16 protein-coding genes and 1 tRNA gene are annotated in these 15,127 nt (G+C 60.1%); 9 read left to right on the forward strand and 8 right to left on the reverse strand.

The annotated features are described in order from the left end of the window. Positions 1 to 32: 32 nt before the first annotated feature. A complete protein-coding gene (locus AB3Y40_RS08455) occupies positions 33 to 1,085 on the reverse strand; it encodes an NAD(P)/FAD-dependent oxidoreductase (protein WP_369438350.1) in 1,053 nt (350 codons plus the stop codon). Between the two features lie 52 nt (positions 1,086 to 1,137). Here AB3Y40_RS08455 and AB3Y40_RS08460 point away from each other — a divergent pair, with 52 nt between their 5' ends. The 4 genes from AB3Y40_RS08460 to AB3Y40_RS08475 all read left to right on the forward strand — a co-directional run bounded on the left by AB3Y40_RS08460 (position 1,138) and on the right by AB3Y40_RS08475 (position 3,800). Continuing rightward, the gene (locus AB3Y40_RS08460) at positions 1,138 to 1,563 is read left to right on the forward strand and encodes a cupin domain-containing protein (RefSeq protein ID WP_369438351.1); all 426 of its coding nucleotides are present in this window, start codon (positions 1,138 to 1,140) and stop codon (positions 1,561 to 1,563) included. A gap of 61 nt (positions 1,564 to 1,624) precedes the next feature. Then, positions 1,625 to 2,329 (forward strand): ABC transporter permease, encoded by a 705-nt coding sequence (locus AB3Y40_RS08465; protein ID WP_369438352.1) that lies wholly within the window; start codon positions 1,625 to 1,627, stop codon positions 2,327 to 2,329. Next, on the forward strand, positions 2,329 to 3,018 hold the full coding sequence (locus AB3Y40_RS08470) for an ABC transporter ATP-binding protein (protein ID WP_369438353.1): 690 nt from the start codon (positions 2,329 to 2,331) through the stop codon (positions 3,016 to 3,018). The genes AB3Y40_RS08465 and AB3Y40_RS08470 overlap by 1 nt, the downstream gene beginning before the upstream one ends. Beyond that, positions 3,018 to 3,800: an ABC transporter substrate-binding protein gene (locus AB3Y40_RS08475; RefSeq protein ID WP_369438354.1), complete on the forward strand. Its 783-nt coding sequence runs from the start codon at positions 3,018 to 3,020 to the stop codon at positions 3,798 to 3,800. Before AB3Y40_RS08470 ends, AB3Y40_RS08475 begins: the two co-directional genes overlap by 1 nt. Positions 3,801 to 3,860: 60 nt before the next feature. Here AB3Y40_RS08475 and AB3Y40_RS08480 read toward each other — a convergent pair whose 3' ends face one another. Next, entirely contained in the window at positions 3,861 to 4,643 is a 783-nt protein-coding gene (locus AB3Y40_RS08480) for a TIGR00266 family protein (protein ID WP_369438355.1), read from the reverse strand. A gap of 3 nt (positions 4,644 to 4,646) precedes the next feature. On the opposite strand from AB3Y40_RS08480, the gene AB3Y40_RS08485 reads away from it, so the two are divergent. Next, a complete protein-coding gene (locus AB3Y40_RS08485) occupies positions 4,647 to 4,892 on the forward strand; it encodes a hypothetical protein (protein WP_369438356.1) in 246 nt (81 codons plus the stop codon). A gap of 189 nt (positions 4,893 to 5,081) precedes the next feature. Here AB3Y40_RS08485 and AB3Y40_RS08490 read toward each other — a convergent pair whose 3' ends face one another. From AB3Y40_RS08490 to pdxH, 6 genes are all read right to left on the reverse strand, one after another. Continuing rightward, a complete protein-coding gene (locus AB3Y40_RS08490) occupies positions 5,082 to 5,468 on the reverse strand; it encodes a hypothetical protein (protein WP_369438357.1) in 387 nt (128 codons plus the stop codon). Then, positions 5,468 to 9,097, reverse strand: coding sequence for a vitamin B12-dependent ribonucleotide reductase (locus tag AB3Y40_RS08495; protein WP_369438358.1), 3,630 nt, complete (start codon positions 9,095 to 9,097; stop codon positions 5,468 to 5,470). Before AB3Y40_RS08495 ends, AB3Y40_RS08490 begins: the two co-directional genes overlap by 1 nt. A 653-nt stretch (positions 9,098 to 9,750) precedes the next feature. After that, a tRNA-Pro gene (locus tag AB3Y40_RS08500) sits at positions 9,751 to 9,827 on the reverse strand. A gap of 23 nt (positions 9,828 to 9,850) precedes the next feature. Next, positions 9,851 to 10,306, reverse strand: a complete 456-nt coding sequence (locus AB3Y40_RS08505) for a DUF192 domain-containing protein (protein WP_369438359.1) — start codon at positions 10,304 to 10,306, stop codon at positions 9,851 to 9,853. After that, positions 10,303 to 10,830, reverse strand: a complete 528-nt coding sequence (locus AB3Y40_RS08510; RefSeq protein WP_369438360.1) for a cold-shock protein — start codon at positions 10,828 to 10,830, stop codon at positions 10,303 to 10,305. Before AB3Y40_RS08510 ends, AB3Y40_RS08505 begins: the two co-directional genes overlap by 4 nt. Before the next feature lie 108 nt (positions 10,831 to 10,938). Continuing rightward, entirely contained in the window at positions 10,939 to 11,544 is a 606-nt protein-coding gene (pdxH, locus tag AB3Y40_RS08515; protein WP_369438361.1) for a pyridoxamine 5'-phosphate oxidase, read from the reverse strand. Between the two features lie 213 nt (positions 11,545 to 11,757). On the opposite strand from pdxH, the gene fabI reads away from it, so the two are divergent. The 4 genes from fabI (at position 11,758) to AB3Y40_RS08535 (ending at position 15,085) form a co-directional block, all read left to right on the forward strand. After that, entirely contained in the window at positions 11,758 to 12,564 is an 807-nt protein-coding gene (gene fabI / locus AB3Y40_RS08520) for an enoyl-ACP reductase FabI (RefSeq protein WP_369438362.1), read from the forward strand. A 40-nt stretch (positions 12,565 to 12,604) separates the two neighbouring features. Continuing rightward, the gene (locus AB3Y40_RS08525) at positions 12,605 to 13,219 is read left to right on the forward strand and encodes a LysE family translocator (RefSeq protein WP_369438363.1); all 615 of its coding nucleotides are present in this window, start codon (positions 12,605 to 12,607) and stop codon (positions 13,217 to 13,219) included. Between the two features lie 11 nt (positions 13,220 to 13,230). Then, on the forward strand, positions 13,231 to 13,749 hold the full coding sequence (gpt, locus tag AB3Y40_RS08530) for a xanthine phosphoribosyltransferase (protein WP_369438364.1): 519 nt from the start codon (positions 13,231 to 13,233) through the stop codon (positions 13,747 to 13,749). A 163-nt stretch (positions 13,750 to 13,912) separates the two neighbouring features. Beyond that, the gene (locus AB3Y40_RS08535) at positions 13,913 to 15,085 is read left to right on the forward strand and encodes an aminotransferase (protein ID WP_369438365.1); all 1,173 of its coding nucleotides are present in this window, start codon (positions 13,913 to 13,915) and stop codon (positions 15,083 to 15,085) included. Positions 15,086 to 15,127 lie beyond the last annotated feature (42 nt).

Raw genomic sequence — 15,127 nt, forward strand, 5'->3', positions numbered from 1 at the left:
CAAGATGGTGGCGGGCCAGTATGGGACGCGCCTTAGTCAAACCGTGTCGGGCGATATGGCCCCAGCGCATTGACCATATCGCCATGCAGCAATTCCTGCGTGGCGTATTCAGCCGAGATGGCCGCCAAGGTCACGCCAGAGTGCATCACGCAGGCATAAAGCCCCGGTTCCACGGCCCCAATCACCGGCAATCCATCCTGCGGCACCGGGCGGTAGGCCAGCGCCACTTCGGTCCAACAGAGATCGTGCTGTGGAATCATCGCCTGCAATCGCGCCAATGCGGCATCGGCCGCCAGCACAGGGGTTTGGGCAAGCTGCGTGCTGTCATCGGCCTGATGCCCAATCGCTGTCGGCATGACCAAGCGACCCTCGGCGTCTTGCTTTACCTCGCCCGCGGGGCTGACCAGTATATGGGCGAGAACCGGCGGTAAGGCATTGGTTTTCATCAGCAATCCCGGTCGGGTCAGCATCGGCAGACCGATCAAATCTGCCGCCCCGGTGCCAGCGGCGACGACCACCTGATCGGCGTGGATGACACCTTGGTGCGTTGTAACGCCAGTCACCTTTCCGGCGGTCCGGTGCACTGCCTGCACGGTCACGCCCAGCACGGCGCGCGCACCGTTCGCCTGAGCGGCGGCGAACAGATCGCGGGTTAATGCGGCGGCATCGACCACGCCCTCTGCCGCGAAGCAAAGGCCTGCGTCGGGGGCCACGATGTTGGGTTCCAAATCCGCGATCTGGGCCTGATCAAATTGGCTCACCGGGTAGTCAAGCGCGCGCAGATCGTCGGCCATCTTGGTGAGCGCATCGCCCTGTTCTTCATACCAAAGCGCGGGCTGCCATGTGTAGGCACCGGTGGTAAGGATCTGGTGCAGCCGCTGATGCGCGGCAATGCCGGCCGCACGCAAGCGGTAGTGTTCCGCATCCTTATAAAAGCTGGCGTTGATCCAGCCAAAAGAAGTACCCGAGGCCCCCGCAGCGGGCCCAGCCATGTCCACAATCGTCACCTTTGCCCCTGCCGCTGACAGGCGATAGGCCAGTGCCGCCCCGATCAGCCCGGCCCCTACAATCACGATATCTTTCATGCCTGCACCCTCGCCCTATTGCCGCACGCGCGCAATCCCGTAACGTGGCGGCATGACAGCTGATGAGATCATTGCCCATCTGGACCTGCAACCGCATCCTGAAGGTGGCTATTACCGCCAGACATGGGCTGCAAAGAATGCGGGCCGCGCGACAGGGACTTGTATCTACTTCCTGTTGAAAGCCGGAGAATCGAGCCATTGGCACACGGTGGATGCCGCTGAAATCTGGCTGTATCACGCAGGTGCGCCGCTGGTCCTGTCGCGCGCGGCGCAGGCCAAGGGCCCTGCAACGGATGATCTGTTGGGCCCCGATTTGGCGGCGGGTCAAGCCCCGCAATTGATCGTCCCGCCGGGTCATTGGCAGGCCGCACGCACCACCGGCGACTACACGCTGGTCAGTTGCACTGTGTCCCCCGGTTTCCTATTCGAAACCTTCGTGCTGGCGGATGCCGGTTTTGATATCCCGCGCGTCGGATAGGTGGCTGGACAAGGGCGCAGGGCCGCCCTAGCAGGAATGCCATGATCGCGGCGTCTGGCAGATGAATGATATCCTTGATGGACTGGTGGCCGCCTTTTGGCTGGTCGCAACGCTGGATGCCGATCTGGTGCAAATCAGCTTGCGGTCACTGCAGGTCAGCATCAGTGCGCTGATGGTTGCCAGCCTGATTGCGATCCCCTTGGGGACGGCGCTGGCGGTGCAGCGGTTCCGCCTGCGGCGCCTTGTGATTGCCGTTCTGAACGCGCTGATGGGCCTGCCGCCTGTGGTGGTCGGTCTAATCGTCTACATCTTGCTGAGCCGGTCCGGTCCGTTTGGTGTCCTGGGCCTGCTGTTCACGCCCACCGCCATGATTATCGCACAGGTGATCATCATCACGCCGCTGATCGCCTCGATCACCCACCAGGCGATGCGAGAGCTTTGGGCCGAGTATCATGACCTGCTGATCTCGCTGAATGCTACAAAGTGGCAGCGGATCGTCACCTTGATCACCGATGGCAGGCGCGCGTTGCTGACGGCTGCACTGGCCGGATTTGGCCGCGCCATCGGAGAGGTCGGCGCGATCATGATCGTGGGCGGTAACATCGACAATGCGACACGGGTGCTGACCACCGCGATCGCGCTTGAGACCGGCAAGGGCGATTTCGCCTTGGCGCTGGCGTTGGGGTTTGTGCTGATCGGGCTGGCGCTGGTGATCAATCTGGCGATCCATTGGCTGTCTGGCACGGAACGGCGGGGGCGCTGGTGATGTTGCCGCTGAACGCCAAGGGGCTGATCGTGCGTCGCAAGGGAAAGGTGCTGCTTGGCCCAATTGATCTGACGCTGGAGGGTGCCGGGATCACCGTGGTCATGGGGCCAAACGGGTCAGGCAAGACCACGCTGTTGCGCGCGCTGCACGGGATCGAGCGGTTGTCGGATGGCACCTTGGACTGGGCTGTTCCCGCTGCCGTGGCGCATCAGCACCAGTCCTTCGTGTTCCAGGCCCCCGTGGTGTTGCGCCGCACGGTGGCAGGCAATCTGCGCTATCCGCTGACCCTGTCGCGAGCGCCCGACCAAGAGGCCCGCGTTGCGGATTGGGCGGCCCGTGCGGGGCTGACGGCCAAGCTGCACCTGCAAGCGTCGCGCCTGTCGGGGGGCGAGCGGCAAAAGCTAGCACTCGCCCGCGCGCTGATCACCGCCCCCAAGGTGCTGTTTCTGGATGAGCCCTGCGCCAGTCTTGACGGGGCTGCGACCCGTGCGATTGAAGCCTTGCTGCTGGACGCGGCGTCACGCGGCACGCGGATCATCCTTGCCACCCACGACATGGGGCAGGCCCGCAGGCTGGCGAGTGACGCGCTGTTCATGGTGCAGGGCCAGATCCACGAGCGCGGGAACGACATTCTGAACGCCCCGCAAACTCCTGAGCTTGCGGCCTTTTTACGGGGGGACATCCTGTGATGCGCCTGATCGCTGCCCTTTGGCTACTGCTTTCGGCACCTCTTGCCCATGCCGAGACGCTCAAGCTTGCAGTCACCACATCCTTTGAAAACTCAGGGCTGGCAGATGTGCTTCTGCCCGCGATTGCTGCTGATACCGGGATCACGGTGCAACTGTTGGTCGTCGGCACTGGGCAGGCCCTGCGGCTGGGTGCGGCGGGTGATGTGGATGCGGTGCTGGTGCATGCGCGCGCCGCCGAAGAGGATTTTGTCGCCGCGGGCTACGGCACCCATCGGCGCGAGATCATGTATAACGATTTTGTCCTGATCGGCCCCGCAAATGACCCCGCTGGCATCCGTGATGCGACGTCGGCCCGTGATGCGCTGGCGCGGATTGGGCAGGCCAAGGCCCTGTTTGTCAGTCGTGGCGATGACAGCGGCACCCATAAAGCGGAACAAGCCCTTTGGCCCGATCCGCCTGCAGGCGATTGGTATCTGGAAACCGGGTCCGGCATGGGGGCCGCGCTGAACACCGCCGCTGGGCTGCCCGCTTACGTTTTGGCCGACAGGGCCAGCTGGCTGAACTTTGGCAATCCGGGCGATCTGGCGCTGCTTTATGCAGGCGACCCGATGTTGTTCAACCAGTACAGCCTGCTGCCGGTCAATCCCGAGCAGCACCCGCATGTGGCCGTCGGTGCCGTGGCAAAGCTTGAGGCTTGGCTGACCAGCCCGCGCGCGGCCGATCTGATCAATGGCTACACGATCAAAGGCGCACAGCTTTTTACCTTTAACGCCACGCCCTAACTTCTTCTGGCCAAAATAATCCTCGGGGGTCCGGGGGCAGACAGCCCCCGGTCCTGCCGTTTATCGGTCGCCGAACATATCCCCCAGCCCACCAAGGACCGAGCCTTCGCCCTTGCCGCCGCCTGCGGCTTGCAGCACCCGGTTCGCCAAGCGCGAGAACGGCAGCGATTGCAGATAGACGGTGCCCGGACCGTGCAGCGTGGCGATAAACAGCCCTTCGCCGCCGAAAACCATCGACTTGAGGTTGCCTGCGCGTTCGATGTTGTAGTCGACCGTGCTGGAGCAGGCCGCAAAACAGCCCGTATCGACGCGCAAGGTTTCACCCGCGGCCAATTCGCGTTTGATCACCGTGCCGCCCACATGGATGAAGGCCATGCCATCGCCGCGCAGGCGCTGCATGATAAATCCTTCACCGCCAAAGAACCCCGCCCCCAGCTTGCGCTGAAAGGCGATGTCGGTGGTGGTGCCGAAGGCCGCACAGAGAAAAGCATCTTTCTGGCAAATCAGCTCTTCCCCGACAGTGGCCATGTCGATGGGTATGATCTTGCCCGGATAGGGTGCCGCAAAAGCCACGCGGCGCTTGCCGCTGGGGGCGTCGTTGCGAAAGTGGGTCAAAAAGATTGATTCGCCGGTCAGCACCCGTTTGCCCACGTTCATCAGCGCGCCCATCACCCCGGAGGTCGGCGTGGTGCCATCGCCCATCTTGGTGTCAAACCCGATGCCGTCTTCCATGTAGTTCATCGCACCGGCCTCGGCGATCAGCTTCTCTCCGGGGTCGAGTTCAACTTCGACGATTTGCATGTCATCGCCGAAAATTTCGTAATCTACTTCATGGCATCGCATCCAATGTCCTTTCGTTTCAATGATAACAAAAGGATAGTGACGGTGTGGGGCGCAAACAACGGCATGGTTTCGAAAAATGTGCGGCTGCGCCGCGCGCGATCTTTTGCGCCGCGTGGCGGCGCGGATGAGGGACGCTGTCCCTCAAACTCCCTGGGATATTTTTGGCCAGAAGAAGTGCATTTGACGCAGGCAAATGCAGCAGTGCGGGAAAGCGACTTTGCTTGCAAAGTTGCGGCCGTCACCCGGTGACAATGGCGCGCCAAGGAGCGACACCCTGCGGGGTTAGGGACACCCCACCCACGCACCAAAAAAAGGGGCGACCCGAAGGCCGCCCTTTAGTTTCGCTGATCAGGCTCGTGTTTATGTACCGCCCGGTTTATTGCCTGCGGCCCGATCCGCGCCGAAAGTGACCTCAGCCACTTTGGGTCTCTGGTATTCTCATCCGAAGATCGACGCTGCCAAAACAGCCCAATCTATCCCCTTTTGGTTCATCAGCCATCTCCCTGCGCCCGACCGCTTAAGTTTGTCGGTAAATTCATCCAGAGATGAGGAGCTCTTCCTTATGTCCGAGATTTCTGAAGCGATTTCACTAGGTATTTCAATGTCGTAACCGACAATCCTTACACCTTGTCCGTTCGTTCCTTCTGTGAACACCTTCGACAAATCAGCTTGTCCGACATCGATAATCGTCAGCGCAGGTCCACCCTTTGTGCCTTTGCCTGTGAAGCCGTCAATTGTAACTTCATCAATGCCTTCGATTTTCCAGCCCAATTCGTCGTCAAACGAACCACTATTTTTTATGGTGATGGACGTGGGTTTCTTCATCAGCTACACCCGCTTGTCCCACCGCAGGTATTGCACTTCATGCATGTCCCGTTGCGCACCAGCGTGTAGTTGCCGCATTCGCCGCAGGGGTCGCCCTCGTAGCCCTGCATCTTGGCCTTGTCGCGCAGGGTCAGTCCGGTGGTTGAGGTCACGGCCTCAGCCACGGCGGCGTCGGCCACCTCTGGCACAAGCGTGTTGAGGGCTGCGACCGGGTTCATGCCGCCATCCAGCACCATCAGCTCTTGCGGTGCGCGGTTGCGGAGGTAGCCCGTGGACACCACCTTTTTCAGCACATCCACCTGTGACGACGCGCGGGTGCCTTCCAGTTCGGTGAAGTTCGAGACACCCTCTTCCTCGCCACGGCCCAGCTCGTCAAAGCTGACGCCTTCGGGTTTGACGTGCGCCAGATCGGTGCGGTCGAGGTAGGACACAGCCAGTTCGCGGAAGATGTAGTCAAGGATCGACGTCGCGGTCTTGATGCTGTCGTTGCCCTGCACCATGCCTGCGGGTTCGAACTTGGTGAAGGTGAAGGCGTCAACGAATTCCTCGAGCGGCACGCCGTATTGCAGGCCCACGGAGACCGCGATGGCGAAGTTGTTCATCATCGCCCGGAAGCCCGCACCCTCTTTGTGCATGTCGATGAAGATTTCGCCCAGCTTGCCGCTTTCGTATTCACCGGTGCGCAAGTAGACCTTGTGCCCGCCGACGATGGCCTTTTGGGTGTAGCCGCGACGGCGCTGGGGCATCTTGGTGCGCTCGTGCTCTTTGAGGATCTCTTTGACGATGATCTTCTCGACCACTTTTTCAGCCAGCACGGCGGCTTTTTCCTGCTGGCTGCCGCTTTCCAGCACCTCTTGCGCCTCTTCGTCGTCTTCGACGAGTGCGGCGGCAAGTGGCTGGCTGAGCTTGGAGCCGTCACGGTAGAGCGCGTTGGCCTTGATGCCGAGCGACCAGCTGAGTTCATAGGCCTTCTGGCAGTCTTCGATCGTAGCATCGTTTGGCATGTTGATCGTCTTGGAGATCGCGCCAGAGATGAACGATTGCGCGGCGGCCATCATGTGGATGTGGCTGTCGACGGACAGGAAACGCTTGCCCTTCTTGCCGCAGGGGTTGGCGCAGTCAAAGACGTTCAGGTGCTCGTCCTTGAGGAACGGCGCGCCTTCCAGCGTCATGGTGCCGCAGACGTGGTCGTTGGCCGCGTCGATGTCCTGCTTGGAGAAGCCAAGGTGGCGCAGCAGATCAAAGGTCGGGTCGTTCAGCTTGGCCGCAGGGATGCCCAGCGTCTGGGTGCAGAACTCTTCCCCCAGCGTCCACTGGTTGAACACGAACCGGATGTCGAAAGCTGACTTCAGCGCGCCTTCGATCTTTTCCAGCTCGGCCTGACCAAAACCATGACCGATCAGGCTGGTGTGGTTGATCGCAGGTGCTTGGCCCAATGACCCGTGGCCAACCGCATAGGCAATGATTTCTTCGATCTGGGCAGAACCGTAGCCGAGTGTTTCAAGGGCTGCAGGTACCGACTGGTTGATGATCTTGAAATAACCGCCACCGGCGAGTTTTTTGAACTTCACCAGCGCAAAGTCAGGCTCAATCCCGGTTGTGTCACAATCCATGACAAGACCAATGGTCCCGGTCGGCGCAATCACCGACACTTGCGCGTTGCGGTAGCCGTGCTTTTTACCCAGCTTCAGCGCCTCGTCCCATGCACCGACCGCAATGTCGCACAGGCGATCATCGGGGCAGTTGGCGTGGTCAAGTGCTACTGGCTTGATGTCCAGATTGTCATAGCCATCGGTCTTGCCCAAAGCAGCCTGACGGTGGTTTTTGATCACGCGCAGCATGTGCTTGCTGTTTTTCTTGTAACCGGGGAATGCCCCCAGCTCACCAGCCATTTCGGCGGATGTGGCATAAGACACGCCTGTCAGGATCGCGGTCAGGACTGCGCCCATGCTGCGGCCTTCGGCGCTGTCGTAACCGTAGCCCATATTCATCAGCAGACCGCCGATGTTGGCATAGCCCAGACCCAGCGTGCGGAAGTCATAAGACCGCTGCGCGATTTCCTTGGACGGGAACTGCGCCATCATCACAGAGATTTCGAGCGTCACAGTCCAGAGGCGTGTGGCGTGGATGTAGTCTTCGACCTGAAACTGGCCGTCCTTGTAGAAAGTCAGCAAGTTCATCGAGGCCAGGTTACAGGCCGTGTCATCGAGGAACATGTATTCAGAACAAGGGTTTGATCCCCGAATCTCACCGTCTTCTGGGCAAGTGTGCCAAGCGTTGACGGTATCGTGGTACTGGATGCCCGGATCGGCACAGGCCCATGCGGCGTGCCCCACTTTTTCCCACAACTCGCGGGCGTCGATGATTTTCGCCACTTCGCCGTTCTTGCGGTTGCGCAGCTTCCACTGCTCGCCATTTTCGACCGCTTTCAGGAAAGCATCCGTGACGCGGATGGAGTTGTTGGAGTTCTGGCCGGAAACACTGGAATAGGCTTCGCTATCCCAATCGGTGTCATAGGTCGGAAATTCAATGCTGGTGTGGCCCTGCTTGGCGTAGTCCAGCACGCGCTTGATGTAGGTTTCGGGGATCATCACTTTTTTTGCATCGCGCACAGCGGCTTGCAGGGTGTTGTTCACCTTGGGGTCATAGGCGTCAGCTTCCGCCCCGTCCCATGCTTTGATCGCCGCAAAGATCGCGTTCAGCTTTTGCTCGTGCATCTTGGAGCCAGCAACGATGGACGCGACCTTTTGTTCTTCGATGACCTTCCAGTTGATGAATTCCTCGATGTCGGGGTGGTCGGCATCGACGATCACCATCTTGGCCGCACGGCGAGTTGTGCCGCCCGATTTGATCGCACCGGCAGCCCGGTCGCCGATTTTCAGGAAACCCATCAGGCCAGAGGATTTACCACCACCCGACAGCGGCTCACCCTCGCCACGCAGCGAGCTAAAGTTGGTGCCGGTGCCAGAGCCGTACTTGAACAGGCGCGCCTCGCGCACCCAGAGGTCCATGATGCCGCCGTCGTTGACCAGATCGTCGGACACTGACTGAATGAAGCAGGCGTGCGGTTGCGGGTGTTCGTAGGAAGAGGCGGATTTGGTCAGCTCTTTGGTCTGATAATCCACATAGTAGTGGCCCTGTGCAGGCCCATCGATGCCGTAGGCCCAGTGCAGGCCGGTGTTGAACCACTGCGGGCTGTTGGGGGCCGCGCGCTGGGTCGCCAGCATGTGGCGCATTTCGTCGTAGTAGGCGCGGGCGTCTTCCTCGGTGGTGAAATAGCCACCCTTCCAGCCCCAATAGGCCCAAGCCCCGGCCAGACGGTCAAACACCTGTTTGGCGGAAGTCTCACCACTCATGGTGGCCCCTTTGGCAGGTTCGCCGCGCCACAGAAACTCTGGCACGCCCTTTTCCTTCACGCGCTTGATCTCAGAGGGCACGCCGGCCTTGCGGAAATACTTCTGTGCAATCACGTCAGAGGCGACCTGGCTCCAAGCTTCGGGGATTTCGCAATTTTCCAGCTTGAAGACGATGGTGCCGTCAGGATTCCTGATTTCGGATGTCGCGCTGCGAAACCCGATCCCGGCATATGCATCTTCGCCTGCGGTGGTGAAATTGCGTTCAATCTTCATTGCGTCAGCCCCGTCTTCTTTGCCGTCGTTGCGGCGTATGATCAAAATAACCTGCCCCGGTGATGCCGGTGCGATGCCTCTGGAATGGGGTGCGTCAGGCCGCAAATCACCCGTGCGCAGCCCAAGCAGCCACGCTGGTCGATCTGGTTGTCAGCGGAACACTCCCCGTCCCTGCCGATCTACATCTTGTGTCGTCCCAATCGGCTTGCACAACTTGACGCAACTACACCTAGTGGGTCAACGGGATTATTCACTAAATCTTGGGATTTTGCTGTTGACCGAAGCGGCTCTGCCTGACCCATCCAAAGCGCTGCGATTCCCCCACAGAATTCTCCACAGCGAAAACCGAATGAACCCGCACCTTTAGCAAGATCGGTTAAGACTTTGGGTGAAGTCGGCGCGCATCTGCCCCCGCTGTTGCGGCCCAAAAATAATGTGTCGGTCGCGCCACTCTGACCACCGCTGGTGGTATGCAAGCGTTGCCGGACCCCCCATATCTAGCGGGTCATCCTTTCTTCTGGCCAAAATTATCGCTGCTGAAGGTATCAATTATTGGTCAAATAATCGCACCCCAACGGTGCAAACAGATACCAGCCGTCAGAATCGCGCCAAAAGACGCGGCCGCGCCAAATCATAAGCTGATTGTGGTGAAGTGGTCGGGGCGGAGAGATTCGAACTCCCGACCCTCTGTTCCCAAAACAGATGCGCTACCAGGCTGCGCTACGCCCCGACTGCGGGTTCTCTAAACCGCAATTATTCGCAGGGCAAGACCGCATTCGCGCCAAATGCAGGATGTTGCAACACATCCCCCACCTTGATGCCCAAACGGGTGCTCAAACCGCCGTTAACCTCAAGCACGGCAAGCACATCGTCCCCACCATCAATGGTGGTTTCATCCAGCGGCACCGCGTTTTCGTGGATGTGGGTGATAACCCCGGTGTCATCCGTAAACAGCATGTCGAGGGGAATCAGTGTGTTGCGCATCCAGAATGTCGCGTTGCGCGGCGCCTCGTAGATAAAGAGCATGCCTTCCAGCGTGCCCATCTCTTCGACAAACATCAGCCCCTGGGCGCGTTCCTGCGGGTCATCGGCCAGATCAACACTGAAATGCGCCAGACCAAAATCGCCTTTGACCGAGACCTTGTCATCGCTGCAGGCGGCAGATGCCACCTGCCCGGTCAGGCAAAACGCCAAAGCCAGACGCATCATGCGTCAGAGGCTTCCCAGCCGCTGACCTCAATCGCCATCAGGCCCCGGTTGCCTTCCATCACGCGCAGGCCCACCGCCTCGCCGGTGGCAAGGTCAGCCAGACCAGAGCGGCGCACCACTTCGATATGCACAAAGACGTCGCGGCTGTCGCCGAACACATTGGCAAAGCCAAAGCCCTTGCCCTTATCAAACCATTTCACCCGTGCGGGCTGCACCGTGTAACTTGCGATCTCTTCCGGGGACACGGCGGCCATGTCGGCCAAATGCACGTTTTCATCGGGCGGCGGCGGTGTGATCCCCAGCACCTCAGAGGCCTGAAGGCCGCGCGGCGTCTTCTGCACCACGATTTCCACCTCAGACCCGTCTGCCACGGATCCCTGACCAAAGTTGCGCAGCACGTTGGCGTGCAACAGCACGTCCGGTCCCGTCGGTTCGGTTGTCACAAAGCCAAACCCTTTGACCGGATCGAACCATTTGATTCGTCCGGTGACTGTCTTGCCCTCTTGCGCGTCGCTTTCTTGCATCGTCGTCCATTGCCGGATTTGGCCGGCTTTCCGTTAACTTCATTCTGACAGCTCACTCATGACACACAACACAAACTGTGCCGCCCTGCACATTCCCCCTAATGCAGATCAGGGTGAGAGCCGATTAACAACCCATTTCTTCGCTGCGCCATCTCGTGTCCATCGAAACCTGTCATGCAGGCGAAAGGCACCATCGGCCCAGAACTCTATTTCCAAGGGGGTGATCCTGTACCCGCCCCAATAGGGCGGCCGCGCCGGGTCTGTGCCGTGCTTGGCCGTCATCTTTGCCACATCCGCCATCAAGGCGGCGCGGCTGGCAAGCGGTTGCGACTGACGCGAGGCCCAGGCCCCCAGTCTGCTTTTTAACGACCGCGAGGCGTAATACGCATCCGCCTGCGCCCCGTCTTCCTTGCTGACAAGGCCACGCACCCGGATCTGCCGCGCGATTGATTTCCAGTGTAGCACAAAAGCGCACTTGCCCGCGCCATCTAATTCACGTGCCTTTTGGCTTTCATAATTCGTATAAAAGACAAATGAGTCAGGTTCGATGTCTTTCAACAGCACCATGCGCACGTTGGGCAACCCATCAGCGTCGACTGTCGCAAGCGCAATCGCGTTCGGATCAGCCGGTTCCACATCGGCCGCTTCGCCCAGCCAGCGCTGTGCGATTGCAAGGGGGTCATCCCCTGCAAAAATACCGTCCCGTCCGTCCATCGTGGTGTTAGCGTCCCAATCCCTTAGGGGCTTACACTTAAATCAGCGCAGGAATTGCCGCAACCCGACTGATGTGATTGCTGCATTGCGGCACAGGCATGGGCGAAAAATGGCTGACAACGCATACGTCGCGGAATTGACACGACCGCTTGCTGCTCTTTCAGACATGCCCTAAACCGAACGCGACCGGCAAACCGGAGCAGGAGAATTGCAATGTCCGCACAACTGATGACTGGCAAAAGAGGCCTGATCATGGGTCTGGCCAACGACAAATCCATCGCATGGGGCATCGCCAAAGCCTGTGCCGACGCAGGAGCAGAGCTTGCGTTTTCATATCAGGGCGAGGCGCTGAAAAAGCGCGTGGGGCCCTTGGCGGACAGCGTGGGGTCAGACATTGTGCTGCCCTGCGATGTCTCCGATATGGACAGCGTGGACGCCATGTTCGCGGCCCTCGAAGAAAAGTGGGGCAAGCTTGACTTCGTCGTGCATGCCATTGGTTTTTCTGACAAATCAGAATTACGCGGCCGTTACGTCGACACCAGCCGCGAGAATTTTCTGACCTCGATGGATATCTCGGTCTATTCGTTTACCGCCGTGGTGAACCGCGCCGAAAAGATGATGAACGAAGGCGGGTCCTGCCTGACGCTCAGCTACTATGGCGCCGAACGGGTGATGCCGCACTATAATGTCATGGGGTTGTGCAAGGCCGCTTTGGAGGCGTCAGTGCGCTATCTGGCCGAAGATCTGGGCAAGGATGGCATCCGCGTGAACGCCATCTCGGCAGGGCCGATCAAGACGCTGGCCGCATCGGGGATTGGCGATTTCCGCTATATCCTGAAGTGGAACGAATACAACTCACCGCTGCGGCGCACGGTGACGATCGAGGACGTAGGCAAATCCGCAGTTTATCTGCTGTCCGATCTCGGCTCTGGCACCACCGGCGAAGTGCTGCATGTGGATGCGGGCTACCACGTGGTCGGGATGAAGGCGGTCGACGCGCCCGATATCACCAAGGAATGAGCGTGGCGGCGGCCTCTGCAACAGCGCGCGAGGCGGCGTTATGACGCTGGCCGCATTTCTGTCAGTGGTGCTGATCCATCTGGCCGCGGCGATCAGCCCCGGCCCGTCGTTTGTGGTGGCCCTGCGCGTGGCCGCAGCCGAAGGGTTTCGGGTTGCAGCAGCACTTGCCCTTGGGTTTGGCCTTGGGGCCATCTTGTGGGCCACAGCCGCAATGGCGGGGATTGCGCTGCTGTTTGAACTGGTTCCTGCACTTTTTGCGGCGATGAAACTGGTCGGTGCGGCCTTCTTGATTTTCATTGCAGTCATGATGTGGCGCCACGCCAATGCACCGATGGCAGAGCCCGACAGCGCTGCTTCCCCCCGCTCTGCCTGGGGCGCTGTGCGCTTTGGCTTTCTGACTTTCGCCACCAACCCGAAACCTGCGATCTTCTTTGGCGCGGTCTTCGTCGGGCTTGTCCCGGCCGAGGCGTCGCTGGCATGGAAGGCGGCCATCATCGCGGCTGTCTTTGCCAATGAAACCCTATGGTCTCTGGCTGTCGCACGCGTCTTTTCATTGCCGCAGGCCCGCGCGGCATATGTCCGCGCCAAGACCTGGATTGATCGCAGTTTTGGCACGCTTATCGCCCTCTTCGGGCTCAAAATCGCCACCACCTGAAAGGCCACACCATGACAGACCGCCTGCCCCACGAAAAAGGCTTTCACATCTCCTGGGACCAGATTCACCGCGACAGCCGCGCGCTGGCGTGGCGGCTGGACGGCAAGGGCCCCGATGACGGCGCATGGCGGGCGGTGGTCGCGATCACCCGGGGCGGTATGGCGCCAGCCATGATCGTAGCACGAGAGTTGGACATCCGCACCGTCGATACGATTTCGGTCATGTCCTATCATTCAGGCGGCGGCAAAGCCGACCAGCGACGCGAAGCAAAGGTGCTGAAATCCCCTGACACCGACATCATGGGCGACGGCACCGGCATCCTGATCGTTGACGATCTGGTGGACAGCGGCAAAACGCTGGAACTTGTCCGCCAGCTTTACCCCAAGGCGCATTTCGCCACCGTCTACGCCAAGCCAGAGGGCGAACCGCAGGTCGATACCTTCATTACCGGCGTCAGTCAGGACACCTGGATTTTCTTTCCATGGGACATGGCACTGCAGTACGTCGAACCCTATCGTGGCAAAGACTGACAGGACAGGAGCCTCCGGCGGGGATGATTTGAGCCAGAAGAAGATGGACGCCCCACTTTGCTTCTTCTGGCCAAAAATATCCCAGGGAGTTTGAGGGACAGCGTCCCTCATCAAAAAAATAGAATCGCGCGCGGCGCAGCCGCACATTTTGGAAAGACATCGCATGACCGCACGCACCGCCGCCACCTTTCCGCCCCCTGTGATGGAGGCACGGCGCTGGCTGGACGGGGTCACGCATCCGGCTGACAGGCCCTTGCTGAACGTCAGCCAGGCCGCCCCGGTTGATCCGCCGCCGCCGCCCCTGTTGGCCGCCATGTCAGAGATCGTGCTGAACGATCCAAGCGCACATCTTTATGGTCCGGTGCTTGGTCTGCCAGACTTGCGGGCCGAGGTGGCGCAGCAATTCAGCGCCGCCTATGCCGGAGAGATCACGCCTGCGCATGTGGCCATCACCTCTGGCTGCAATCAGGCCTTTGCCGCCGCCATTTCAGCCTTATGTGGTGAAGGCGACAGCGTCATTCTGCCCACGCCTTATTACTTCAACCACGCGATGTGGCTGGATATGGCCGGCGTTGACGTAACCCCCCTGCCCGCCGGCCCCGGCCTGATCCCACGTGTCACCGATGCCGCTGATCTGATCACCGATCGCACCCGTGCCATCGCGCTTGTCACCCCCAACAATCCCTGCGGTGTGGAATATCCTGCCGAGACCCTGACCGCGTTCCGGGATCTTTGCCGCGCGCGTGGGTTGAAACTGATCGTGGATGAGACATACCGCGACTTTGACAGCCGCAGCGGCGCGCCACACCACCTGTTTCAGGACCCAAATTGGGATGACGTGCTGATCCAGCTTTATTCGTTTTCCAAAGCCTACCGGCTGACCGGCCATCGGGTCGGTGCGATCACGGCGTCACCGGCTTTGCTGGCAGAGGTGGAAAAGTTCCTCGACACGGTGACGATCTGCCCCAACCAATTGGGCCAGCGCGCGGCCCTGTGGGGAATGCAGCATCTGGGCGACTGGCTGGCAGGCGAGCGATTGGAAATTCTGGATCGGCGGGCGGCCATTTCGGACCATTTTCCGGTGTTGGCGGCCAAGGACTGGGAGCTGATGGGAGTAGGTGCCTATTTCGCCTATGTGCGCCATCCGTTTGATCTGCCGTCCGATCAACTGGCACCGCGGCTGGTGCAGGATGCCTCTGTCCTGACCCTGCCCGGCACAATGTTCCGCCCGGCAGACGATCCATCGGGCAAGACCGAATTGCGGATCGCATTTGCCAATATCGACCGTGCCGGTATCGCGGAATTGTTCGACCGGCTGGCGGCATTTCAGCCCTAAGGCTTGCACCTTTCCGGCCCCTTCCATACACATCTGCGAAAC

Source organism: Yoonia sp. R2331, assembly GCF_041103235.1.
GTDB lineage: Bacteria > Pseudomonadota > Alphaproteobacteria > Rhodobacterales > Rhodobacteraceae > CANMYO01.